The 22,662-nt window shown below is 65.8% G+C and carries 17 protein-coding genes; 8 read left to right on the forward strand and 9 right to left on the reverse strand.

The window, feature by feature from the left end; translation table 11 throughout:
- Positions 1 to 60: 60 nt before the first annotated feature.
- On the reverse strand, positions 61 to 1,407 hold the full coding sequence (locus XM53_RS09650) for an NAD(P)-binding domain-containing protein (protein WP_057792721.1): 1,347 nt from the start codon (positions 1,405 to 1,407) through the stop codon (positions 61 to 63).
- Between the two features lie 166 nt (positions 1,408 to 1,573).
- On the opposite strand from XM53_RS09650, the gene XM53_RS09655 reads away from it, so the two are divergent.
- Positions 1,574 to 2,845, forward strand: a complete 1,272-nt coding sequence (locus XM53_RS09655; RefSeq protein WP_057792723.1) for an ABC transporter substrate-binding protein — start codon at positions 1,574 to 1,576, stop codon at positions 2,843 to 2,845.
- A gap of 177 nt (positions 2,846 to 3,022) precedes the next feature.
- Here XM53_RS09655 and XM53_RS09660 read toward each other — a convergent pair whose 3' ends face one another.
- Complete coding sequence (locus XM53_RS09660) at positions 3,023 to 3,751, reverse strand: FadR/GntR family transcriptional regulator (RefSeq protein ID WP_057792726.1); 729 nt, start codon at positions 3,749 to 3,751, stop codon at positions 3,023 to 3,025.
- Between the two features lie 95 nt (positions 3,752 to 3,846).
- Between XM53_RS09660 and XM53_RS09665 the strand changes: the two genes are divergently transcribed.
- The gene (locus XM53_RS09665) at positions 3,847 to 4,332 is read left to right on the forward strand and encodes a thioesterase family protein (protein ID WP_057792728.1); all 486 of its coding nucleotides are present in this window, start codon (positions 3,847 to 3,849) and stop codon (positions 4,330 to 4,332) included.
- 6 nt (positions 4,333 to 4,338) lie between these two features.
- Here the strand turns inward: XM53_RS09665 and XM53_RS09670 are convergent, their stop codons facing one another.
- Both XM53_RS09670 and XM53_RS09675 read right to left on the reverse strand, forming a co-directional pair.
- Positions 4,339 to 6,153: a DUF4344 domain-containing metallopeptidase gene (locus XM53_RS09670; protein WP_144435501.1), complete on the reverse strand. Its 1,815-nt coding sequence runs from the start codon at positions 6,151 to 6,153 to the stop codon at positions 4,339 to 4,341.
- Positions 6,154 to 6,270: 117 nt separating this feature from the next.
- A complete protein-coding gene (locus XM53_RS09675) occupies positions 6,271 to 6,870 on the reverse strand; it encodes a hypothetical protein (protein ID WP_057792732.1) in 600 nt (199 codons plus the stop codon).
- 166 nt (positions 6,871 to 7,036) lie between these two features.
- On the opposite strand from XM53_RS09675, the gene XM53_RS09680 reads away from it, so the two are divergent.
- The 3 genes from XM53_RS09680 to XM53_RS09690 are packed head-to-tail and all read left to right on the forward strand — an operon-like array spanning position 7,037 to position 9,260.
- The gene (locus tag XM53_RS09680) at positions 7,037 to 7,693 is read left to right on the forward strand and encodes a DUF4339 domain-containing protein (RefSeq protein ID WP_057792734.1); all 657 of its coding nucleotides are present in this window, start codon (positions 7,037 to 7,039) and stop codon (positions 7,691 to 7,693) included.
- A complete protein-coding gene (locus XM53_RS09685) occupies positions 7,690 to 8,385 on the forward strand; it encodes a DUF4339 domain-containing protein (protein WP_057792736.1) in 696 nt (231 codons plus the stop codon). Before XM53_RS09680 ends, XM53_RS09685 begins: the two co-directional genes overlap by 4 nt.
- 35 nt (positions 8,386 to 8,420) lie before the next feature.
- Positions 8,421 to 9,260 carry a GYF domain-containing protein gene (locus XM53_RS09690; RefSeq protein ID WP_160321385.1) on the forward strand — a complete coding sequence of 280 codons (840 nt, stop codon included), beginning with the start codon at positions 8,421 to 8,423 and terminating at the stop codon, positions 9,258 to 9,260.
- Positions 9,261 to 9,332: 72 nt separating this feature from the next.
- Here XM53_RS09690 and gatB read toward each other — a convergent pair whose 3' ends face one another.
- A complete protein-coding gene (gene gatB, locus XM53_RS09695; protein WP_057792740.1) occupies positions 9,333 to 10,844 on the reverse strand; it encodes an Asp-tRNA(Asn)/Glu-tRNA(Gln) amidotransferase subunit GatB in 1,512 nt (503 codons plus the stop codon).
- A 175-nt stretch (positions 10,845 to 11,019) separates the two neighbouring features.
- On the opposite strand from gatB, the gene XM53_RS09700 reads away from it, so the two are divergent.
- Positions 11,020 to 12,276, forward strand: coding sequence for a T6SS phospholipase effector Tle1-like catalytic domain-containing protein (locus XM53_RS09700; RefSeq protein ID WP_057792742.1), 1,257 nt, complete (start codon positions 11,020 to 11,022; stop codon positions 12,274 to 12,276).
- Positions 12,277 to 12,480: 204 nt separating this feature from the next.
- Here XM53_RS09700 and XM53_RS09705 read toward each other — a convergent pair whose 3' ends face one another.
- Entirely contained in the window at positions 12,481 to 13,788 is a 1,308-nt protein-coding gene (locus XM53_RS09705) for a hypothetical protein (RefSeq protein WP_057792744.1), read from the reverse strand.
- 213 nt (positions 13,789 to 14,001) lie between these two features.
- Here XM53_RS09705 and XM53_RS09710 point away from each other — a divergent pair, with 213 nt between their 5' ends.
- Positions 14,002 to 14,751 (forward strand): transglycosylase SLT domain-containing protein, encoded by a 750-nt coding sequence (locus XM53_RS09710; RefSeq protein ID WP_236544457.1) that lies wholly within the window; start codon positions 14,002 to 14,004, stop codon positions 14,749 to 14,751.
- A gap of 6 nt (positions 14,752 to 14,757) precedes the next feature.
- Here XM53_RS09710 and XM53_RS09715 read toward each other — a convergent pair whose 3' ends face one another.
- Together XM53_RS09715 and pepN are read right to left on the reverse strand one after the other, a co-directional pair.
- On the reverse strand, positions 14,758 to 15,288 hold the full coding sequence (locus tag XM53_RS09715) for a hypothetical protein (protein ID WP_057792746.1): 531 nt from the start codon (positions 15,286 to 15,288) through the stop codon (positions 14,758 to 14,760).
- Positions 15,289 to 15,682: 394 nt separating this feature from the next.
- The gene (gene pepN / locus XM53_RS09720) at positions 15,683 to 18,235 is read right to left on the reverse strand and encodes an aminopeptidase N (protein ID WP_057792748.1); all 2,553 of its coding nucleotides are present in this window, start codon (positions 18,233 to 18,235) and stop codon (positions 15,683 to 15,685) included.
- 298 nt (positions 18,236 to 18,533) lie between these two features.
- Between pepN and XM53_RS09725 the strand changes: the two genes are divergently transcribed.
- Positions 18,534 to 19,310: a gamma-glutamyl-gamma-aminobutyrate hydrolase family protein gene (locus XM53_RS09725; protein ID WP_057792750.1), complete on the forward strand. Its 777-nt coding sequence runs from the start codon at positions 18,534 to 18,536 to the stop codon at positions 19,308 to 19,310.
- Between the two features lie 37 nt (positions 19,311 to 19,347).
- On the opposite strand, the gene XM53_RS23430 is transcribed toward XM53_RS09725, so the two are convergent.
- Positions 19,348 to 22,596 (reverse strand): Hint domain-containing protein, encoded by a 3,249-nt coding sequence (locus XM53_RS23430; protein WP_160321386.1) that lies wholly within the window; start codon positions 22,594 to 22,596, stop codon positions 19,348 to 19,350.
- Positions 22,597 to 22,662 lie beyond the last annotated feature (66 nt).

Below are 22,662 nucleotides of genomic sequence, written 5' to 3' on the forward strand. Positions count from 1 at the left end.
GCTGCCTCTTGAGGCGCAAAAAGCGATGCATGTTTCGAACTGACCCGGAAACGCTTTTGCTCAGCTGGTCTGAAGGTAGCTTTCCAGGCTGTCGTCCAGCGCGTCTTTCCATGGTGTGTGGTGTGCGGGCGCCTGCTTGTTCGTCATGGGCGAGACATAGCCGTGGTCGCGGAAGGCCATGATGTCCTTTTTCTTGTGCTTCTTCCACGCATAGAACTGCTGGCAGGCCATCTCGACGTCGAAGCCGGGATAGTCGGTTTCGGCCATCAACTCCTCGGTGTAGTCGCCTTGGTAGCGGATGCACGCGTAATCGTCCTCGAGCGCGTCCTCGTCGGCCTGGCGCTTTTTCCAGTCGGCCTCCATCGTGGCTGTGTCCGGCAGGGCGATCCGGCCCATGATGCAGTCTCGCACCCACCAGGCTTGAGCGTCGAACATGTTGAAGGTGAACCACTGGTCCTGCATCCCGAGATAGAACATCTTGGGATTGTTGATCCAGACAACGCCCTTGTAGAGGTCATCCGCCGCCAGGCGGTTTGCGGTTTTCAGACGCAGGTCGTCGGGCAGGAACGGGAAGTGGTGCTTGTAGCCGGTGCACAGGATGATGGCATCCACTTCGCGGGTGTGGCCGTCGGAGAAATGGGCGGTCTTGCCCTCGACCTTTTCCAGCGCCGGAACCTCGTCCCAGTTGTCGGGCCAGTCATAGCCCATGGGTCCGGAGCGATAGCAGGAGGTGATCGAGTTGGCGCCGTATTTCCAGCATTGCGAGCCGATATCCTCGGCCGAATAGGAGGCGCCCATGATCAGGATATCCTTGCCCTCGAACTCGCGGGCATCGCGGAAATCGTGGGCGTGCAGGATGCGGCCGTTGAACGTGTCGAAGCCCGGGTAGTGGGGCATGTTCGGGGTGGAAAAGTGGCCGGTGGCGACGATGACGTGGTCGTACTCTTCCTCGGTTTCCGTGTCCGATTGGGAATCGCGGGCGGTGACGGTAAATGTCTCGGTCTTGTCGTCGTAGCGCACGTCGCGGACCACGTTGTTGAAGCGGATCCAGTCGCGCACGCCGGCTTTTTTCACGCGGCCCTCGATATAGTCGAAGAGCACGGCGCGGGGCGGGTAGCTGGCGATTTCCTTGCCGAAATGCTCGTCGAACGTGTAGTCGGCGAATTCCAGACCTTCCTTGGGGCCGTTGGACCACAGGTAGCGGTACATCGAGCCGTGGCAGGGTTCGCCATCCGCGCCGACGCCGGTGCGCCAGGTGTAGTTCCACAGACCGCCCCAGTCGCTTTGTTTCTCGTAGCAGACGATGTCGGGGATCTCGGCGCCCTTGTCGGCGGCGGACTGGAACGCGCGCAGCTGCGCCAGTCCGGACGGTCCTGCGCCGATGACGGCAACTCTTTTCTTGGCCATTTTGTCATATCTCCCTAGATTGGTGTGGACCAATTATTGACTTTGGTTCTTTTGGTTCCTTTTACTAAGCCAAAGACTGGACCAGTCTGTCAAGGATTCCTTAAGGGAGCGTGCGGTGGCCGCGGAAACATCCAGTTTTGCCCAAAGATTGGCCCTTTCGGGGGTGATGCCGCGCCTGTCGGTGGGGATGGCGCGGACGGTGGACATCGGGTTTCTGGCGCCATTGTCGGGCCAGGCGGAAAGCTGGGGGCTGCCCGGATTGCAGGGCTGCCGCATCTGGGAGCGGTGGCTGAACAACGCGGGCGGCGTGCTGATCGGGGGGCGGCGCTATCCGATACGCATTCACGCATACGATTGTGGAGAAAGTCTTGACGCGGCGCGCGAGGGGGCGCAGGCGCTCATGCGCGAGCATGACATCAAGCTGATGATGATGCTGGGGGGCGACGCATATCGCGCGGTGGGCCAGAGCCTGATGGACAGGCGGATCCTGACCTCGACCCTGTTGCCGTCGGATTTGTCGCCGGACGCGCCTTACCTGATCGCGCCGTCGGAGGTGCACCCGGTTTACGTGGTGACCGGGGTGGAGTGGCTGATCAAGGCGCGCCCGGAATTGAAGTCCGTCGCGCTGTGCGCGCAGCAGGACGGGATGGGCCTGCCGTCGCTGGCCACGTATCGTGCGGCGTTCAAGGCGGCGGGGGTCGAGATCGTGCACGAGGTGCAATACCCCGCCGAAGGTGCGCCGGCGGAGAACGTGGTGGGGCCGATGTTGGCCGCGAAGCCGGACATCCTGTGTTGGTGCACGAGCTATACCCCGATGGTGCACGCGATGACGGAATACGCCCATGCCAAGGGTTTCAAAGGACAAATCCTGTCCTGCACCTGCGATCACTATGACCGGCTGGTCGATCGGCTTGGTGCGGAGTTCATGGAAGGGCTGGTGTTCCAGTTCCCCGATTTCGACGATCCGGCGTTGAGCGAGAAGGCGTTCTTTTTCAACCGGCCCAACGCGTTTTTCGAGGAGTACAACGCCCTCTACCCAGACAGCTGGACCGCCGTGAGCTGGGAATACGCGGCGATCCTGGATATCTGGCACGCCGCGGTGGAAAAGGCCGACAGCGTGGCGCCGGCAAGCGTGCTGGCGGCGATGAAGCAGTTGGGGGAGGTGACGCACGCCTTTGGTCCTGCCGAGTGGTGGGGGGCGGAGGTGTTCGGGATCGACAACGCGCTGGTAGGCGACTGGCCGGTGGTGCGGATCGAGGAAGGGCGGGCAAAGGTTGTGGCCTTTGGATCGGTGCCGGGATGGCTGCGGCGGCACGAGGATCTGCTGCGGGCCGAGATGCGGGACCTGGGGCAGATGTGGCAGCAGCGGCTGTCCTATGAGCGGGTGCTGGCGCTGGGCGCGCGGGTGGTGAGCGACGAGGACGCGACTCAAGGGTAAACTTTCGGGAGATGCCGAAAACCGTGTCGGTATCGCGTCGGTATTTCAGGTGTATCGCGTCGGTGCCATTGTCCGGGCGCCGGGATGAACGGGGCGCGCGGTGCAAAAGTTTTTTGAAAACTTTTGCCAAGACTTTTTAAAAAGTCTTGGCCCTGCGTTAACCGGAGTTAATGCGCGTTAATCGTCTTGGAGGAGCAGCTTCTGTTCCTCGACGAGGTGCAGCTTGATGAACTCGACCGCCTGGCCGACGTCGCGCGAGGCGATGGCGTTGTAGAGCGTGTTGTAGCGTTTCTGATAATCCTGCATCCGGCGCGGGGTGAGGGCGCGGCGGCGCAGGCGAGTGCGGTAGCTTTCGCGGTAGGTGTCGATGGCCAGCCGGTAGCACGAGGCCAGAAGCGCGTTGCCGGTGCCTTCGGCGATCTGCAGGTAGAGCTGTTCCTCGAGCGCGATGAAGGCGTCGACATCGGTGGTCACCGTTTCGATCCGCGACAGGGTTTCGGACAGCGCCGTCAGCATCCGTGGGGTCATGTTCACCACGGCCAGCCGGACGATTTCCGGCTCGAGGATGCCGCGCACGACAAGATGGTCGAGGGGGCTGGTCTCGCCCGCGACGGAACCGGGCGAGGGGGCGGAATGGGGCGCGGAGCGGTAGGTGACGAAACTGCCGGCGCCGGGGCGGCGGCGGATGACCTCCTGGCCTTCGAGCACGTCGAGCGCCTCGCGCACGGTGTTGCGGGCCACGCCCAGTTCGGCGGCCAGCGTGCGTTCGGACGGCAGGCGGGTGTCGCGGGGATATTCCTCGGACTTGATACGCGCGAAGAGCGTGTCGACGACGATCTGCACGGTGGCACCCACGGGATGGGCGAGGCGCAGTTCGGGAGCGGTGTCTTGGGTTTCTGTGCTCATCTGACCAGACCAATTTCAGTGTAACTGGTATAAATTGGTCTGGTGGGCGCGTAAAGCGTGGTCATGCGCCATTGGCCCATGCTATTGGGGGACCCATGACCGACCCTGTACCCCTTATGTCGAGTCTCCACGCCGTCGAGGCGGACTGGATCGACTATAATCAGCACATGAACATGGGCTATTACACGGTGCTGTTCGACCGCACGGCGGACGAGGCCTATGCCGAGATCGGGTTCGGGCCGGACTATCGCGCCGCGAGCGGGTGCACCACCTATGCGGCGGAGTTTCACGTGCGCTACCTGCGCGAGCTGAAGCTGGGCGACCGGGTGCGGGCTTCTTTTCGCATTCTCGACCACGACGAGAAGCGGTTTCACAGCTACCAAGAGCTGATGCGCGAGGATGGCACGCTGGTGGCGACGGGCGAGGGGATCGCGCTGCATGTGGATCAGTCGGGGCCTAAGGTGGTGCCGATGCCCGACAAGGTGCTGTCGCGGTTGCGGCGGGTGGCGGAGGCGCACAAGGCGTTGCCGCGCCCCGAGACGGCGGGACGCGGCATGGGACTGCGGCGCGGCGCGGTCTGAGGCGCGTCAGTTCGCCGAGTCGATCCCGCGGTTCAGGAAGCCTTCGAAGAATTCGATGGCTGAGTAACACATGGTCACGGACGCTTCCATCGGGTTGTACCAGGCGTTGATTTCCTCGCAGTCGCGGAAGGTGATGGTGACGTCGCGCGGCCAGACGAAATACTGCTCGAAAAGCTGCGTGATGCCGGGCACGAGGTTCTGGTACTTCAGCAGTTCCTCGGTCTTGCGACCGTATTCCGACTGGCTGGGCTGGAAGGTCAGGTTGAGTTTGCCGCCGGGCTGGTTGGCGGGATAGCGGCCGGGCATGTCGGCACCCAGATTGCGGCCGCGCAGCGCCAGAAGTTCATCCCAGGCTTCATAGCTTTTCGCGAATTCGTAGGCGCACCGCTGCTTGGAGCGGTCGGTGAAATCGACCTTGGTCGCGACGGGTTCGAAGATCTGGGGGTTCGAGCCGTAGATGATGCAGAAGGAATTGCGGAACCGCTTGATGTTGGGGGCGTGTTCGTCCTGCCAGTCATGGGTGACCTGCTGCTGCTGGAAGGCGCGGGCGGTATAGTACCACAGCAAGGTGGAGCTTTCGATGACGCCGACGATGAACTCCTGCGTCTGCGGCGTGGCGCCTTCCATCATGCTGGCCATGGTGAAGGCCGAGAAGCTGTCGGCGGTGTCTTCTTCGGGGCCGGTGGCGGGCAGGCCGGTTTCGCCGATCACAGCGTGGGCCATTTCGTGCAGGAAGATGCCCAAGGCGACGCCCAGGCGACGCTCGGCCTGTTCGCGGGTGAGGCCGTCGATGGCGGACATGGCGGTGCCCTGGTCCTGGCCCGGGATGCGGGGCGGGCCACTGGTGTCGTTGCCGGGAATCGGAGACGGTCCGTTGGTGTCGCCGCCGGGGATGGGGGGCGGACCGTCGGTGTTGCCGCCGGGGATCGGGGGTGGACCGTTGGTATCGCCGCCGGGAATGGGGGGCGGTCCGTCGGTATCGCCGCCGGGAATGGGAGGTGGACCGTCGGTGTTGCCGCCGGGAATGGGGGGCGGTCCGTCGGTGTCGCCGCCGGGAACCGGGGGCGGTCCGTCCGTGTCGCCGCCGGGGATGGGGGGTGGTCCGTCCGTGTCACCTCCGGGGGTCGGAGGGGGGCCGTCGGTGTCGCCGCCGGGGGTGGGCAGGGTCGTGTCGCCGCCCGGTGTGGGCAGGGTGCTGCCCGTCTCCATCGGCTCGACCGTCAGGCCGGTAAAGCCGGCGACGCCGGTGCCGTAGACGATGACGCCTGTCTTGCGCGACACCGGCCCGCCAAAGCTGGCATTGATCAGGGTGTCGCCGTTCAGCATGGCGTGGACGTTGGTGCCCTGAACCTCCACCCGGAGCACATCGCTGCCGTCGAGCCGCGCGGCGGTGGTGTCGAGCGGTTGGGGCTGGAAGCCGTCGGCGTTGCGCACGATCACGTAGGGCGTGCCGTCGCTGGCGATGGTGACGGCGAAATAGCTGTCGGATCCCTCGAAATTGAAGATCATGCCGGCATTCATCGCGTTCTGCGTGTTCGATTGGGCGAACAGGGTGACGGAGACCGAGAAGTCGGTGTCGGCCATGTCCCTGAGATCGGTCCAGTAATAGCGCACGTCGCCGGGGTCGGTGGTGTTGCGGAAGGTGGCCCAGCCGCCCTCGGTGCCGATTCTCCAGGGGGCGTCCTGACCGATCTCGACCTGGCTGGCGAGGGGGCCCAGATGTGGATCGAGGTCCGATTGCGCGTGGCCGGGCAGCGGCAGGGCAAGAATAAGGGCGCAGGCAAGCGCGCCTGTCAAACTGCGAAAACGGAAACGTGGCACGAAGGCCTCCCCTGATAAGTCTGTGCGGCGCGCCGCGTGCGGTTTGGGTTCAGTAAAGGCGAAAAGACGGTCCGGCGGCTTCACCCAATTGGGTAAGGCGGGGTGTGCACCTCAGGCTCAAGGCACGACCGTGACCCCGGTCAGGCCGGAAACACCGCTGCCGGCTACGAGGAAGCCCACCTTCCAGGGCTCATCGGTGCTGAAGCTGGTGGTGAAAATCTGGCGCTCGTTCAGCCAGGCGGTGGCAGTGTCGCGGGTGACGTACAGTTTCAGACGGTCGGTGCCGTCAAGGCGCGGATGACTGTCCTCGATCCACTCGTGACGCTGCAGCTTGTCGTCTATTCGGTAATGGTGCGCGCGCCCGTCGCTGCCGATCATGACGGCGCCCAGGTTGTTTTCGTCGATCATTTTGTAGGCAAGGCCGATATAGCCGTGGCCCTCGCGGTTGCCGCCGGTGAAGAGCATGGCCGAAATCGTGAGGCTGGCCGGGTCCTGGTCGGTGTAGTCTGCCTGGGTATAGAAGGTGGCGCCTGGGGGGCCTGACCTGACGAAGGTGACCCAGCCGCCGCGTTCGGCGATGATGTAGCCGTGCATCTTGCCCGGTTTCACATCGGCGGCGAAATCGCCGAGGTGCCTGGCAAGCGGGCTGTCGGTGTCGGCCAGCGCTGGCGTGGCCAGCAGCAGCGCCGCGAGCAGTCGGAGAGAGAGAAGGCGCATGGCGGATTTCCTGGCGGTCGGCGGGTGAGGCCAGACTAGACGCACAAGCGCGGGTGCGGCGTCACCCATTTGGGTGATGCAAGTGCAGGGCGGGGGCGCGATGGTCGGCGGGTGAGGGACGGCGCAGGGGCCGGGCCCCGCTTTTGGACCTCGGGGGACTTCAAACATGCGGCCATGGATCTTGACACTTGTCGCGGCGCTGGTGCTGTCGCTGGGCGCGCGGGCGGAGGACGGTGCGCGGTTCTACGTGGTCGAGAACGGTGCACAGGCGGGGCCCTATACGCTGGCCGAGCTGGAGGGCCGGGCGCGGGCCGGTCAGCTGACAGGTCAGACGCTGATCTGGGCGACGGGCATGGCGCAGTGGACGCCCGCCGCGCAGGTGCCGGAGCTGGCGCAGGTACTGGGACAGGGCGGCGTGGTGCCGGACGCACCGACCGATTTCAAGGCGTTCCTGACCGGGGCGTGGGTGGCGGACCCGACGCAGGTGCCGGTGTCGGGCGTGGGGCTGGGTACGGCGAACGCGGTGACGACCTTTCACGAGGCCGGGGCGTTCGAGATGAAAGGCAGCATCCAGGGGGTGCACGCGAGCGGCATGGACTTTACCATCACCCTGGCGGCGACCGGCACCTTCAAGGTTCAGTCGCTGGGGGCGAAATCGTTCCGCGTGGTCTATGAGGGCGACCTGATGTCGACCTGGCAGCACCCCGATCCGAACGTGCCGGGTGTGCCCAACATCACCAAGCTTCAGCCCGCCACCTACGAGGTGCTGGACGCCAACACCCTGCGCGACGGCGAGGGATACGTCATGCGGAGGCGGCAATGATCCGGCTGTTGGCGCGCGGGCGGGGCGCGGCGCTTTTGGGTCTTGGGCTGGTGCTGGCGGTCTGGGCCGTGCCGGGGCCGGGCCGGGCGCAGATGCTGGACGACCCGGAATACATGATGATCCACAAGGGCAAGCCCGTCGGCCCCTATTTCGTCGAGGAATTGCAGGTGCGGATGCGCATGGGGCGGTTGCGGAGCGATACGCTGATCTGGACGGAGGGGATGGAGGACTGGCAGGCGGCTGGCAAGGTGCCGGCGGTGTCGAAGATCTTCAACCCCAGCCTGCCGCCGATTCCCGAAGAGCGCGATTTCGATCAGTTCGTGCAGGGCACATGGACCTCGGAACCGATCACCACCGAGATCCCCGGAATGGGGCGCGGCGTGGTCACCGGGCAGACCGAGTATCGCGCCGATGGCACCTATGGTTTCACCGGGCAGGTCAGCGTGACCGACGAGGCGGGCGTGGCGCGGACCATTCTCTTGTCGTCCGAGGGCGGCTATGCGGTGACGCGCAAGGCGCTCGAACGCTTTGAGATTTCCTATGACGCGCCGGTGGTGATGACGACGAAGGCCGCCGATCCCGCGGGGGCGGACAGTGTGGAGAGCATCGCGGTGCCGCCGGCGGAGTTCGACGTGATCGACGACAATACCATCCGCGACGCGCAAGGCACGGTGTCGCGGCGCAAGATCTAGATGTGCTTGGATTTCTGGTTGAGAGGACAATGATGATGAGACGACTGGCAATGATGATCGCGACCGGGCTGATGCTGGCGGTGCTGCCGCTGGCGGCGGCTGCGCAGTCGGGGCCGTTCTACATGGTGGAAAACGGTCAGCAGGGCGGCCCCTATTCGATGGACCAGCTGGCGGCCAAGGCGCAGAGCGGCGCGTTGCAGCAAACCACGCTGGTCTGGGCCAATGGCATGGCCGACTGGACGCAAGCGGGCAATGTGCCAGCACTTCAGGGGCTTTGGCAGGTGACGCAGACGCCGCCCGACCAGCCGCCGACATTGCCCGAGACGCAGCCCACAAACACCCCGACCACCCAGCCGACGGGGAACCCGCAGCTGGATGCGCTGGCCGAGCAGGAGCGGCGCGACATGGGCGTGCCGGCGACGAACCAGTTGCATAGCGGGGCGATGCATGGTGCGACGCCCAACTCGATCCCCGGCGGGCAACTGATCACCACCAAGGGGCTGGTCGAGATGGTGCAGCGGCAGATGCCCTATGCGCTGTTTGACGTGCTGGGCAGCAACGAGATGCTGCCGGGGGCGATCAATGCCGTCGGGGCCGCGCAGGCGGGCAATTTCCAGGATCAGACGCAGCAGCAGATGGGCCAGTTCCTGAACCAGCTGACGCAGGGCAAGAAGGACACGCCGCTGGTGTTCTACTGCCTGTCGGTGGAATGCTGGATGTCGTACAACGCGTCGCTCAGGGCGATCAACCTCGGGTACACAAACGTGCTGTGGTATCGCGGCGGGATCGAGGCGTGGAAGGCGGCGGGATTCCAGACCGTTCCGCCGGGGCAGATGCAGCAGGGCCAGCAGCCGCAGCAGTTCATCGCGCAGTGATGTGAACAAGAGCCCAGAAAATTCGTGCGAATTTTCTGGGCTTGAGAATTTTCGTACGAAAATTCTGGCCGCTTACAGCCCGAGTTTCTGCGCCACGATCTCGTTGACGGCTTTGGGGTTGGCCTTGCCGCCGGTGGCCTTCATCACCTGGCCCACGAACCAGCCCGCGAGCTTGGGATTGACCTTGGCCTTTTCCACCTGCGCGGGGTTGTCGGCGATGATCTGGTCGACGGCCGTTTCAATGGCGCCGGTGTCGGTGACCTGTTTCATGCCGCGCTCTTCGACGATTTTCCCGGGGTCGCCGCCTTCGGTATAGACGATCTCGAACAGGTCCTTGGCGATCTTGCCGGAAATGGCGTCAGAGGAAATGAGTTCGACGATGCCGCCCAACTGCGCTGGAGAGACGGGGCTGTCGGTGATGTCGTGGTCGTCCTTTTTCAGGCGGCCGAACAGCTCGTTGATGACCCAGTTGGCGGTCAGCTTGCCGTCGCGGCCTGCGGCGGCCTCTTCGAAGAAGGCGGCGTTCTCGTGCTCGGCAGTCAGGACGTTGGCGTCATATTCCGACAGTTCGAAATCCTTGACGAAGCGGGCCTTTTTCTCGTCGGGCAGTTCGGGCAGGGACGCGGCGATGTCGTCGACCCAGCCTTGCTCGATCTCCAACGGCAGAAGGTCGGGGTCGGGGAAATAGCGGTAGTCATGCGCCTCTTCCTTGGAGCGCATCGAGCGGGTTTCGTTCTTGTCCGGGTCGTAGAGGCGGGTTTCCTGATCGACGGCGCCGCCACCCTCGACGATGGCGATCTGGCGGCGGGCCTCGAAGTCGATGGCCATCTGGATGAAGCGCATGGAGTTCATGTTCTTGATCTCGCAGCGGGTGCCGAGATGCGAGAAATCCCCCGTCTCGCGGTATTTCTCATACGCCCCCGGCTGGCAGATCGACACGTTGACGTCGGCGCGCAGGTTGCCGTTCTGCATGTTGCCATCGCACGTCCCGAGATAGCGCAGGATCTGGCGCAGCTTGCCCACGTATGCGGCGGCCTCTTCGGGGCCGCGGATATCCGGGCGGCTGACGATTTCCATCAGGCACACGCCGGTGCGGTTGAGGTCGACGAAGGACATGGCGGGGTCCATGTCGTGAATCGACTTGCCCGCGTCCTGTTCCATGTGGATGCGTTCGATCCGCACCAGCCGCGCGATGCCCGGCTCCATGTCCACGAGGATTTCGCCTTCGCCCACCAGCGGCTCGTAAAGCTGGGAGATCTGGTAGCCCTGCGGCAGGTCGGGATAGAAGTAGTTCTTGCGGTCGAAGGCGGATTTGAGGTTGATCTGCGCCTTCAGCCCCAGCCCCGTGCGCACCGCCTGTTCGACGCAGAATTCATTGATGACGGGCAGCATCCCCGGCATGGCGGCGTCGACGAAGGCGACGTTGGAATTGGGCTCGGCGCCGAAGCGGGTGGAGGCGCCGGAAAAGAGCTTGGCGTTCGAGGCGACCTGCGCGTGGACCTCCATCCCGATGACGAGTTCCCAGTCCTGTTTCGCCCCGGCGATCACCTTGGGTTTCGGGGTCTCATAGGTCAGGTCCAGCATGTCTGCGCGCTCCGTTCAACGTGACGGTGCGGTTCTAGGCCAGAGCGCGGGCGCGGGCAAGGGCGTCTCGTGCGGCGGGCTTGGCAACCGGCGGGGTTGAGGGGTAGGGTGGTGGCATTGATTTATGGTTGTGCCGGGGTTTTTGCCGGACGGTATTTCAAGGGACTTCATTGCCATGCCGAAGAACATCATCCTTTTGTGCGACGGGACGTCGAACGAGATTGCCCGCAACCGGACCAATATCCTGCGGCTGTACGGCTGTCTGAAGAAGGACGAGGACCAGCTGGTGTTCTACGACCCCGGGGTGGGGACGTTCGGGGCCGAGAATGCCTGGCTGGCGTTCTGGCGCAGGGCGGTCGAGGTCTGGGGGCTGATCACCGGCTGGGGGCTGGATGCCAATGTGAAGGAGGCCTATCGCTTTCTTGTCGAGAATTACGATGACGGCAAGCGCGAGAACGTCACGGACGAGGAGCCGGACCGCATCTATATCATCGGGTTCAGCCGGGGAGCCTATACGGCGCGGGTTCTGGCGGGGTTCATCCATGCGCTGGGGCTGATCGAGGCGCGCAACCTGAACCTGTTGAGCTATGCCTACCGGGCCTACAAGAATATCGGGCAGGCGACGGGGCGCGACGTGACCGATGCGCGCGAGCCCGACCGAAACCCCTTTGCCGAGGTGCGGCTGTTCGAGCGGATGCTGCGGCCGCGGCGGCCCGCGATCCGGGCGCTGGGCCTGTTCGACACGGTGGGGTCGGTGATCGAATGGAGCGCGCGGCTGCCGCGCATCCGCAACCATGCGCATGTGTCCGAGAACCCGTCGGTGCGGTCGGTACGCCACGCGCTGGCAATCGACGAGCGGCGGACGATGTATCTGCCGACGCCCTGGCCCGGGGGCGGGGAATACTGGGGCAGCGCGTTCCGGCCCCGCGACGAGAGCAGGATCGAACCGCAGGATGTGGACGAGGTGTGGTTTTCCGGCGTGCATGGCGACGTGGGCGGCGGCTATCCCGAAAAGCACAGCCAGTTGGCGAAGTTTCCGCTGAAATGGATGATCGACGAGTTGCGGCCCTTGGGGGTGCGGTTCAAGGAACCGACGGTGCGGCGGCTGGTTCTGGGCGAGGACCCGGACGGGCGGTACGTGGGGCCCGACCCGCTGGCACCGCACAACGTGTCGATGAAGGGGATCTGGAAGCTGGTGGAATTCCTGCCGTTCTACAAGACGCGCTACAGCCTGAGCCGGCGCAAGACGTTCCTGGGGTTCTACCTGCCCCTGTTCGAGTATCGGCATATTCCCGAGGGCGCGCGGGTTCATGCCTCGGTCTTTGTCCGGCGTGGGACGAAGGCGGATTATCCGCAGCCGAATATTCCCGCGGATCACGTGGTGGTGGGTGAGGCGGAGGGGGAAGTGGATGGAGGCAATGCATCCGTCTGATGAGTTGGACGCGCGTCGACGGGCCGCGGCGCGGCGATCCAACGGGTTTTCGGAAGTACTTTATCTCGGTCAATTTCGGAAAAGAAATGCGCGGGGCGCTCACGGCAACCAAATCGCCGGGCCAGGGGGCGGCCCGGCGATGCGCGGCAGCGCGGCAGAGCCGCGCCTAGATTCCGCGCAGCGAGCGGCTCAGCCCGCGTCTTGTCAAAGCGCGGGCAGGCGGTACATGCCCTGGCGCGAGAAGGCGAGCGAGGAGCCGTCGGCGATGTGACCCGCGAAGCGGGCGGCGATGATGCGCAGGGCGGTCTGGCGGCCCTTGGCGATAAGCGCGCGGCGCGAGGGCAGAAGCGGTGCGTGGCCCGGCATCAGCAGGGTCTGGGACCAGATCAGCGGGTGCAGTTCCTGAAGGTGATGTTCGAGAATCCAGTCGACGCAGTCGTGGATCTCGGCCCGGGTCCGATCGGCCTGGGGCGGCAGCACCCGGCCGCCGGCGCCGGGGGCCATGGTGATGGCGCAGAAGGCGGCCAAGAGGTTGATGATGTGCTGATCGTCCTTGCGGGCGAGAATGTCGCGCAGCCCCTCGATGAAGAATCCCGGCTCTAGCAGGTCGAGCGCGCGCGGGTCGAGCGCGAGGGCGTCGAGATAGGCCCAGGCATAGGCCCCGGCGCCCCAGGTGTCCTCGGTGCGGGCGGCGACGCGGCGAGCGGCGACCTCGAGCGCCTTCACCCCGCCGGCATAGGGCGGCAGGATGTGACGCCCCAGGGCGCGGATATGGCGGTGTCCGTCGGGGTCGAGCGTGATGAGGGCCTCGTACTCCTCGGCCACGCGGCGGCCGCGCTTGTCACAGGCGGCAATGAGCGCGCAGCGGGCGGCGGCGATCGAGGGCGCGTCGATGGCCGTGCCGTCGTAGGGTTCGAGTATGGCGTCGGCGCTGGCGATATGCCGGGCGATGGCGCGGGCCGCGGCGGCGGGGTCATCGCGCGCGGCGATGTTGCGCCAGGCCCAGGCGATGTCGATATGCGCAAGCGCCACCACGAGGGCCGAGGGGTAGTCGCCCGGCATCTCGTCCAGCACCTCCTCCAGCGCCTCGATGGCGTCGTCGGGTGGGTGCTGGCCGTCATGCAGGGCGTCCTCTGCGGCGGCGACGATATCGCTGCGCGCGCCGGCGGCCAGCAGCAGCGAGGCGGTTTCGCCCCCCGGCGTGGCCAGCCGCGTGTGATCGGCATACTGGATCTTGTCTGACAGGGTATCCCACGCCTCTTGCCGGGCGAGTTTCTGGCCGCGGTCCTGGTGGGTGGCGCGGGCCATTTCCTCGTCCGAGACGGGCAGGGACGGCACGATGATGCGCTTGGCCAGCGAATCGATATCCTCGGTCGAACGGCGCGGCGCGGCGTCGTCGCGGGCGGGGGCGCTGCGCGGGGCGAACCACTTGCGCAGGCCGCGCGGCGCCTGGGCGGCATTGGGGCGGGACGCGCCGCTGCGCGTGGGGTCATGTCGGGGCTGTCGTGCCATACCTTCGGCCTGCTCGTTATGTCGGGACCTTTGTGACGGGGCAATCCGGCCAAAAAGCGGCACTTCCACGGAGACAAGTGGGAATTTGCCCATGGGCGCAATAGTCTTGCCTTGGACCGGGCCGTGAGGCAGACTGCGCCGATGCTCAGGTTCGCTGCCCTTGTGATATGCCTGTGCTTTCAGTCACTTGCCGCGGCCGAGGAGGACGGCGTGGTGCTGAGGGACGGAGTGGTGACACGCGTGTCGCCGCCCGCGCGCGACGGCAATGTGCCGCGCACGCGGTGGGAGCATGTGGGCGGGTCGCGCCTGTGGACGCGTGCGGCGCTGGCGGCACTGAAGGATCACGGCAAGCCCCTGACCGACATGGTGCCGCGCGACATCGAGGAGTGGTGCCCGGCCTATCCCAATGCCAGCCCGGCGCAGCGGCGGGCATTCTGGGTGGGGTTTTTGTCGGCGCTGGTCAAACATGAGAGCACCTATCGGTCCTACGCCGTGGGCGGGGGTGGCCAGTGGTATGGGCTGACGCAGATTTTGCCATCCACGGCAAGGCTTTACGGGTGCCGCGCGCGGAGCGGAGGAGAGCTGAAGCACGGGCCCACGAACCTGAGCTGTGCCATCCGGATCATGGCCAAGACGGTGACACGGGACGGCGTGGTGTCGCGGGGAATGCGCGGGGTGGCCGCCGACTGGGGCCCGCTGCACAGCCGCAGCAAGCGGCAGGACATGATGGCCTGGACGCGGCGGCAGACCTACTGCAAGCCGATGAGCACCGTGCGCCCGCGTTTGCGGCCCGACGACCTGGTCGTGGTGCGCACGTTGCCCACGCCCGAACCGGAGGCAGTCGGGACCGAGCCTGTGGTGCAGGACCTGCCGGAGGTGTCTGCGGACACGCCCGAGGCGCAGGAGGTGCCGGCGGCGGCGGATGCCGCGGCCGAGCCGCAACCGATTCCCGTCAGCGAATAGCCCCGATCACTTGATGCGGAAGGCGCGGCGGATCTCGTCGAGCGCCTCGCGCTGTTTGGCGTTAAGATCGCCGTTGCTGGCCTGGGCCGTGGCGGTGACGACCGACAGGAGCGGCTCGAAACTGGCCTGACCGTCGAGCTTGTAGAGCTTGCGGCTGAGGCGCGGCACGGCGGTTTCGGGGCCGTGGCATTCGGAGACGAACCAGTGGCCTAGAATGAGCGACTCGTCGGCGTCGGTGGCGGACATCCGCAACTGGTCGCGCACGGCGGCGTTGAGCGCGTCGCGCTGTTCTTTCGTGGGCAGGTCGTCCATCTCCACGAAGGCGGTGCCGAGGGCGGCGATGGCGAGGTTGGGATCCTCGATGGTTTCGACCGGATGGATGTTGGTCTGGCGCTTGAAGCCGAAACGGCGGGCGGCGGAGCGCACGTCGCGGGCCATGTCGGAGAGGTCGGACGCGACATGGGCGGCGTTGCGGGCGCGGATGACGAGGAAATAGGCCGCCGTGGCGAGGCCGATGAGGCCGAGAATGATGTGCATTGCTGAAAGGTCCTTGGCTCGAACTGCGGTCAGATAAGTGGCCCCCGCATGGCGGCGCAACGGCATTTTGCGGGGGCCCTGATCTGTCAGTCGCAGTGTGGCCGAAAAGGGTTCTAATCCAAGTGCGTTGGGGGGGAACTGTTCGGTGGACCGGATGCCGAGCCGGGCCATTGACGGGCCGCGGTGCGTCGAACCAACGCCGGAGCGGATGCGCTTTATCTCTGAGGCCCCGCAAAACCTCTGAACGGCGCGCTGACGTTGACCAATCGACGTGCCGTGGTGGCGGCCCGTCGCGCCAGAGGCGCGCATTTCAGGTGACGCGCCTTCGGCGCGATGGCGCGGCGGCGCGGCTTGCCGCGCCTTGATTCCGCGCCGGGTGGGATGCACCCCGAATTTAGCTGCCGCGGATGCGGGTTACCATTTCGGTGGTGTCGGGGCTGAGGTTGGGCGTCGCCAGGATGCGGTCGAGTTGGGACTTGATAAGGCCCTGGCGGGTGTCGTCGTAGCGCCGCCAGGTCTCGAACGCCGAACACATCCGCGCGGTTGTTTGCGGGTTGAGGGGGTCGAGCCGGATCAGCCAGTCGGCCAGACGGTCGTAGCCCGCGCCCGAGACGTGGTGAAAGCCCGCCGCGTTCATGGTGAGCGCGCCGAGGGTGGCGCGGAAGCGGTTGGGGTTTTTCATCGTGAAATCGGGGTGTTCGGTGAGGCGGGCCGCCGTGGCCGCCGCATCCTCGGGGGCGGCGTGGACGACCTGCATCATGAACCACTTGTCGATCACGAGGCGGTCGTTCTGCCACTGGTCGTAGAAGGCGCGGGTGGCGGCGTCGCCCTTGCCGGCCTGAAGCAGGCAGGAAAAGGCGGCAAGCTGTTGCGTCATGTTGTCGGCGGTGTCGAACTGTTTTTGCGCCTGCGCGCCACCGTCCAGCCGGTTGATCAGGCTGAGGGCGGCATTGGCCAGCGACCGGGCGCCGGATTGTTCGGCATCGGGCCGGTAGGGCTCGGACACCTGGAACTGGGCGTAGAGGCGCGTGGCGGTGTCCTGCATCCGTTCGGCGCGGGCGTGGCGTAGGGTTTCGATGGCGTCCCAGATCGCCTGCGGGTCGGGCGTGGTGCCGGTGTCGAACAGGGTCTGGGCGAGGTCATCCTGGCTGGGCAGGCCGAGGGCGAGGGCGCGGAAGGCCGGATCGAGGCTGTCATCGCGGGCCACGGTGTGCACGGCGTCGATATAGGCCTCGTCGGGGGCGGCGCCGTCGCGGATCATGGCGACAAGGGCGTTGCGGGCAAGGTCGCGGCCCGCCTCCCACTTGTTGAACGGGTCGGTGTCGTGCGCGAGCAGGAAGGCGCGTTCGTCGTTGCTGGTGTCGCGCTCGATGATGACGGGCGCGGAGAAGCCGCGCAGGATGGAGGGGATGGGTTTCGACGACAGGTTGTCGAAAGTGAAGCTTTGCCTGGCTTCGGTCATTTCGAGGACTTTGGTGGGCTGCACCTCGTCGCCGTTGGGCGAGAGAAGGCCCACGGCGATGGGGATGACGCGGGGCGGCTTGTCGTCCTGTCCCGGGGTGGGGGGCGTATGTTGCTCGAACGTCAGGGTGTAGGTGCCGTCCGCGTAGTCTTCGGACACGGCGACGCGGGGCGTGCCGGCGTCCTCGTACCAGCGTTTGAATTGGGCAAGGTCGCGGCCCGTGGTGTCCTCGAACACCTTGAGCCAATCCTCGATTGTGGCGGCGTCGCCGTCGTGACGCTCGAAGTAGAGGTCGAGCGCCTTGTAATAGGCCTCATCCCCCACAAGGGTTTTCAGCATCCCGATCAGCTCGGCGCCTTTTTCGTAGACGGTGGCGGTGTAGAAATTGTTGATCTCGACAAAGCTGGCGGGGCGGACGGGGTGGGCGAGAGGCCCGTTATCCTCGCGGAACTGGCGGGCGCGCAGGGTGATGACGTCATCGATGCGCTTGACCGGCTCGGAGCGCATGTCGGCGGTGAACTGGGCGTCGCGGAAGACGGTGAGGCCCTCCTTGAGGCAGAGCTGGAACCAGTCGCGGCAGGTGATGCGGTTGCCGGTCCAGTTGTGGAAATACTCATGGGCGATGATCGCCTCGATCCGTTCGAAATTCATGTCGGTCGAGGTTTCGGGGCTGGCTAGGACGGCGGAGGAGTTGAAGATGTTCAGCCCCTTGTTTTCCATGGCACCCATGTTGAAATCGTCGACCGCGACGATGTTGAAGATGTCGAGGTCGTATTCGCGGCCATAGACGTCTTCGTCCCATTTCATGGACTTCTTGAGCGCTTCCATGCCGAAGGCGCATTTGTGTTCGTCGCCGGGGCGGACCCAGATGTTGAGCTCCACATCCTTGCCGGACTTCGTGGTGAATGTGTCGGGGTGGTTGATCAGGTCACCGGCGACCAGCGCGAATAGATAGGCCGGTTTCGGCCAGGGATCGTGCCATTCGGCAAAGCCGTCGCCCGATTGGCCGGGGTTGCCGTTGGAGAGCTTGATTTTCTCGTCGCTTTCGATGCGGACGTCGAAGGTGGCCATGACGTCGGGGCGGTCGGGGTAGTAGGTGATCTTGCGAAAGCCCTCGGCCTCGCACTGGGTGCAGTACATGCCGTTCGACATGTAAAGACCTTCGAGGGCGGTATTGTTTATGGGCGCGATTTCGACCTCGGCCTCCCACGTGAAGGGGGCATCGGGGACCTCCATCGTCAGGCCGCGCGGCGTGACCTGCGGCGTGACCTCGGCACCGTCGATGCGGGCGGAGATGAGGGTCAGATCCTCACCATCGAGGCGCAGGGGGCCGCCGGGGCCTTCGGGATTGGGGCGGAAGGATATCCTACTGAGAACACGGGTTTTTTCAGGATCGAGCCGGAAGGTGAGCGAGACGTGATCGACCAGGTGCGCGGGCGGCGTGTAGTCGGCGAGGTAGATGGCTTGCGGTGCTGCGTCTTTCATCGCGTGTCTCTCCGTCTGCGAAGGGGTCGGGCGGAGGGTAGGGCGATGCGACAGGGGAGGCAACGTGGAAACGCGGGGGCGGTACAGGCGGACATGCCCCGGCCCCCGGGCGCCGGGATGCAAAATGGCGCGTCGGGATGCGGGATGCGTCCGCCTGCGCCTTGAAACTATGCGATCGGGTTTGGGAAATGGTTAACGGGGCGGCAAATTCGCAGTCCCGCTTGTGCGCCTGTTGAGGTTTTCTTATTGGTGCGGGATATTAGTCTTAAGTCGTAACCGCAGCAGACGAAGGACACACATGACGCGCCCCGTGATCGGCATTATCGGCAACAGCTACGCCATTGACGACCGCTATCCCGTGCACGCGGTGGGGCGGATGAATTCGGAAGCGGTGTCGGAGGTGTCGGATTGCATTCCGATGCTGGTGGCGAGCGATCCGGCGCTGGTGAGCGTCGAGGAATTGCTGGAGATCTGCGACGGGTTCGTGCTGACCGGCGGGCGGCCCAACATCCACCCCGAGGAATACGGCGAAGAGCCCACCGAGGCGCATGGTGCGTTCGACCGCGAGCGCGATGCGCTGACATTGCCGCTGGTGCGGGCCTGTGTTGCGCGGGGGCAGCCGATCCTGGGGATCTGCCGCGGCTTTCAGGAGGTGAACGTGGCGCTGGGCGGCACGCTGCACCCCGAGATCCGCGACCTGCCGGGGCGCGACAACCACCGAATGCCGCCCGACGGCACGCTGGAGGAGAAGTTCGCGCTGCGCCACGAGGTGACGTTTGCCGAGGGCGGCGTTTTCCATCGGCTGATGGGGTCGCGGAACGTGATGACCAACACGCTGCACGGGCAGGGGATCGTCAGGTCCGGCAAGGGGATCGTCATCGACGGCCATGCGCCGGATGGCACGCCAGAGGCGGTGTATATCGACGGTGCGCCGGGGTTCGCGCTGGCGGTGCAGTGGCACCCGGAATGGAACGCCGCGAACGACCCGGTCAGCCGCTGCCTGTTCGAGGCGCTGGGCGATGCGGCCCGCGCGTGGCAGGCGGGTGAGCGGGGGCTGGCGCTGCGTTCGGCTTGAGGCGGGACGCCTGAGAAGCGCCCGAGGGCCGGCTGGGTCAGTAGTGCGGGGCGCCGGTGTCTTCGACCAGCAGTGCGGCCTCGTGTTTCTTCAGGCAGGTGCGGGCGGTTTCCAGATGGTGGCCCGGCGCGGTGCGCAGTTCGGGGAAGAGCGCGAAGAGTTCCTCTCGCGCGGGCTCTGCGATGGCGCCGAGGCCGACATCGCCGGCGTGAAAGCTTTCGGTGGCGATGCCCTCGGCATAGATCACCTCGTGATGGTCGAACATCAGGTGGATATAGGTAACCGCGTCGCAGGGCTGGCGCAGGACCTCGCGGCCGTCGACCAGGTGCTTGGCGGGGACCAGCACCTCGGGCTCGCCGAAAAGAAGCTCGGCGCGGTAGCCGGTATAGAGGATGCGGTGCTGGGGTGAGACCAGCAGGCCCTTTCGCGTGGGATCGAGCGCATTGGCGCCGACGCGGATGGGGGCAAAGCGGCCGTGGCCCTGCACCGTGCGCTTGCCGATCCAGCGGATCGGGCGCAGGCCCTGGTCGCGGGTGACGACCATATCGCCCAGCTGAAGGGTTTCTATGGGACGCTCGCCGTGGCTGGTGAGGATCATCGTGCCGGGGGTGAAGCAGATGATGTTCTCGATCTCGGAAAAGGTGACGGGCGTGCCGTCGGCCATGGTGAAGCTGCCCGACATGCCGGTGTCGGGATCGCTGTCGGAGAAGGTGATGTCGCCGTAGGAGACGTCGGGCGTCAGGATCAGCGTGTCGCCGTTGGTTTCGTCGCCTTCGCCGCCGGTGATGGAAATCGCGGCGTTGCCGGTGCCGGTGGTGTCGAGATCGGCGAGGCGGAACGTATCGTCGCCGTCGCCGCCCTGAACGGTGTCGCCCTGGTCGACGAGGATTTCGTCGTCGCCAGTGCCTGCGTCGATGAGGTCGGCCCCGGCGCCTGCGTCGATCGTGTCGTCGCCCGCGCCGGCGGACACCACGTCGTCGTCGTTGCCGGCGGCGTTGTCGCCGGCGTCTATCGCGTCGCCCTCGGGATCGCCAGTATAGTTGGCGTCAATCAAATCGTTGCCGCTTGTGCCCTCGACAATATCGTCGGGGGCGGGGACGCCCATGGCCGCCAGTGCGTCCTCGTCCGTCAGGTCGGCGGGGGCGATACCGATGAGCGTGATACTGTCGCCGTTGGGAAAGCTGAGCAGCGCGTTGCCGAAACCGTCGTCGCCGACGGTGATGTCGCGGGTGTTGAGCTGGTTGCCCGCGGCGTCGGTCATGCCCGACAGGTCCAGCTGGTCCTGCCCAGTGAAAGTGCCGTTGCCGTTGTCGATGGGGCCTTCGAAGCCGCTGACGGTGTCGTTGCCGTCGCCATCGGACATCACGACCGTATCGACCGCGCCGTCGCCTGCGCCCATATCGATGCTGTCGTTGCCGGTGCCGCCCTCGATGGTGTCGGCGCCGGTGCCTGCGGTGATCAGGTCGTTGCCTGCGCCGCCATCGACCGTGTCGTCGCCGTATTGCGCCACAATGGTGTCGTCGCCGTCGCCGCCGGTGATCACGTCGTTCAGGCCCTCGGCGCCGTAGACCACCGTCTGGTCCGGCGCGCCGGGGATGAGTTCGAGATAATAGCCGTCCTCGTCCTCGAGCAGCCAGTTGTGGTCTTCGAAGGTGGACTGGACGTAGGTTTCGCCGGGCTGGATGGTGGCGTAGGTGATGGGGGTGCCGCTGCCGTCGATCCAGACCAGGTTGATCGGGCCGTCGGCCGCGTTGGTGACGGTGAGGGTGGTCGCGGGTGCGCCCGAGCCCGAGGCATAGTCGGCGATGGCGTACCACTGCCCGTCGCCGATGATACTGTCGCTGCCGCTGCCGCCGTCGAGCGTGTCGTTGCCCTGGCCGCCCTGGATGTCGTCGTTGCCTGCGCCGCCCGACAAGCTGTCGGCGCCGGTGTTGCCGGTGATCGTGTCGGCACCCGCACCGCCGGTGATCGTGTCGTCGCCGGCCTCGCCAAAGGCGACGTCGTTGCCGCCGCCGAGTGCGATGCTGTCGTTGCCGCCGGCATCGTCGTCGCGCGTCCTCAGGTCGCCGTCGCCGCCCGAGACGGTGTCGTCGCCCTCGCCTGTCAGAACCGTGTCGTCGCCTGCGCCGCCGAGAACGGAGTCGGCGCCGCCCGGTGCGGGGGTCGTGGCGTAAAGTTCGACCGAATCGAGCGAGACGCCATCGGCATCGTCGGCGCCCGCGCCGCGGAATTCCAGCGTGCCGCTGCCGTCGCCCGCGCCGCCGGTGAGGAAGTAGGTGTAGGTCTGCCAACCGCCATCGGGCGGGTCGATGCTGTCGACCAGTTGGCCGTTCCAATAGACATCGACGGTGTTGTCGAGCGCGGTGCCGTCATCGGCGTTGGACAGATCGCCCGCATTGAAGCTGAGCTGGTAGACCTGGTCGGGCTGAAGGCCCGGAATGGTCTGCGAGATGGCGAGGTGCTGACCTGCGTCGCCTTCCAAGTCGAGCCAGTTGGCGCCGTCGGTGGCGGCAAGCCCGCCACGCCCGTCATTGTGCAGGTCGATTGTGCGGCCGGACGCGTCCGTCCATCCCGGTATGCTGCCGCCGACGCCCTGAAAGCCGAAGGTCACGGGGGTCGTGCCGGTGGTATCTTCGAACGAGCCGTTGACGATCAGGTTGGGGCCGGTGGGCGTGAAATCGTCCGAGGTAATGCGGTCGTTGCCGGTGCCGCCCAGGATCGTGTCGGCCCCGTCGCCGCCGAAGATATGATCGTTGCCGCCGTCGCCGCCCAGAAAGTCGTCTCCGGTGCCGCCGTGAAGCGTATCGTCGCCGGCGGTGCCATAGGCGGTGTCGTTGCCGCCTTCGGCGAAGACCAGGCTGCCGGTCGGAGAGGAATCGAGGCCCGCGGCGTCGTCGATGAGGTCGTCGCCGTCGCCCGCGCGCACGGTATCGGCGCCGTCGCCATAATAGATCGTGTCGTTGCCGCTGCCGGTGGTGAGGGTTTCGGCATCGGCATCGCCGGTCACGCTGTGCGCACCGTCGCCGAAAGTCAGCGTTTCGAAATAGTCGAGCAGGGTGCCGCCGCCGAGTGTGGCATCCGAGGCCCCGCCGTAGCCTGCCTCGCCCACGGTGAAGGTCGTGGTGCCGTCGGTAAGGACGATCCGGCCCGTCGCCTTGTCGATGTCGACCGTGTAGTTGGCGGGCAGGCTCGAGAAGTCGAGCGTATGGCCGCCGGTTCCTTCGGATACCGAGAACCAGAAGGCGGGGTTATTCCAGTTGGCGGTGGTGACGGTGTAGGTGGTCATGGCGCACGTCGCCGCCGCGCGCGCACTTTGTTGCGCGATGGCCCCAAGCCGGGGCACTTATTGACC

This window comes from Roseovarius atlanticus (assembly GCF_001441615.1).
GTDB classification, from domain to species: domain Bacteria; phylum Pseudomonadota; class Alphaproteobacteria; order Rhodobacterales; family Rhodobacteraceae; genus Roseovarius; species Roseovarius atlanticus.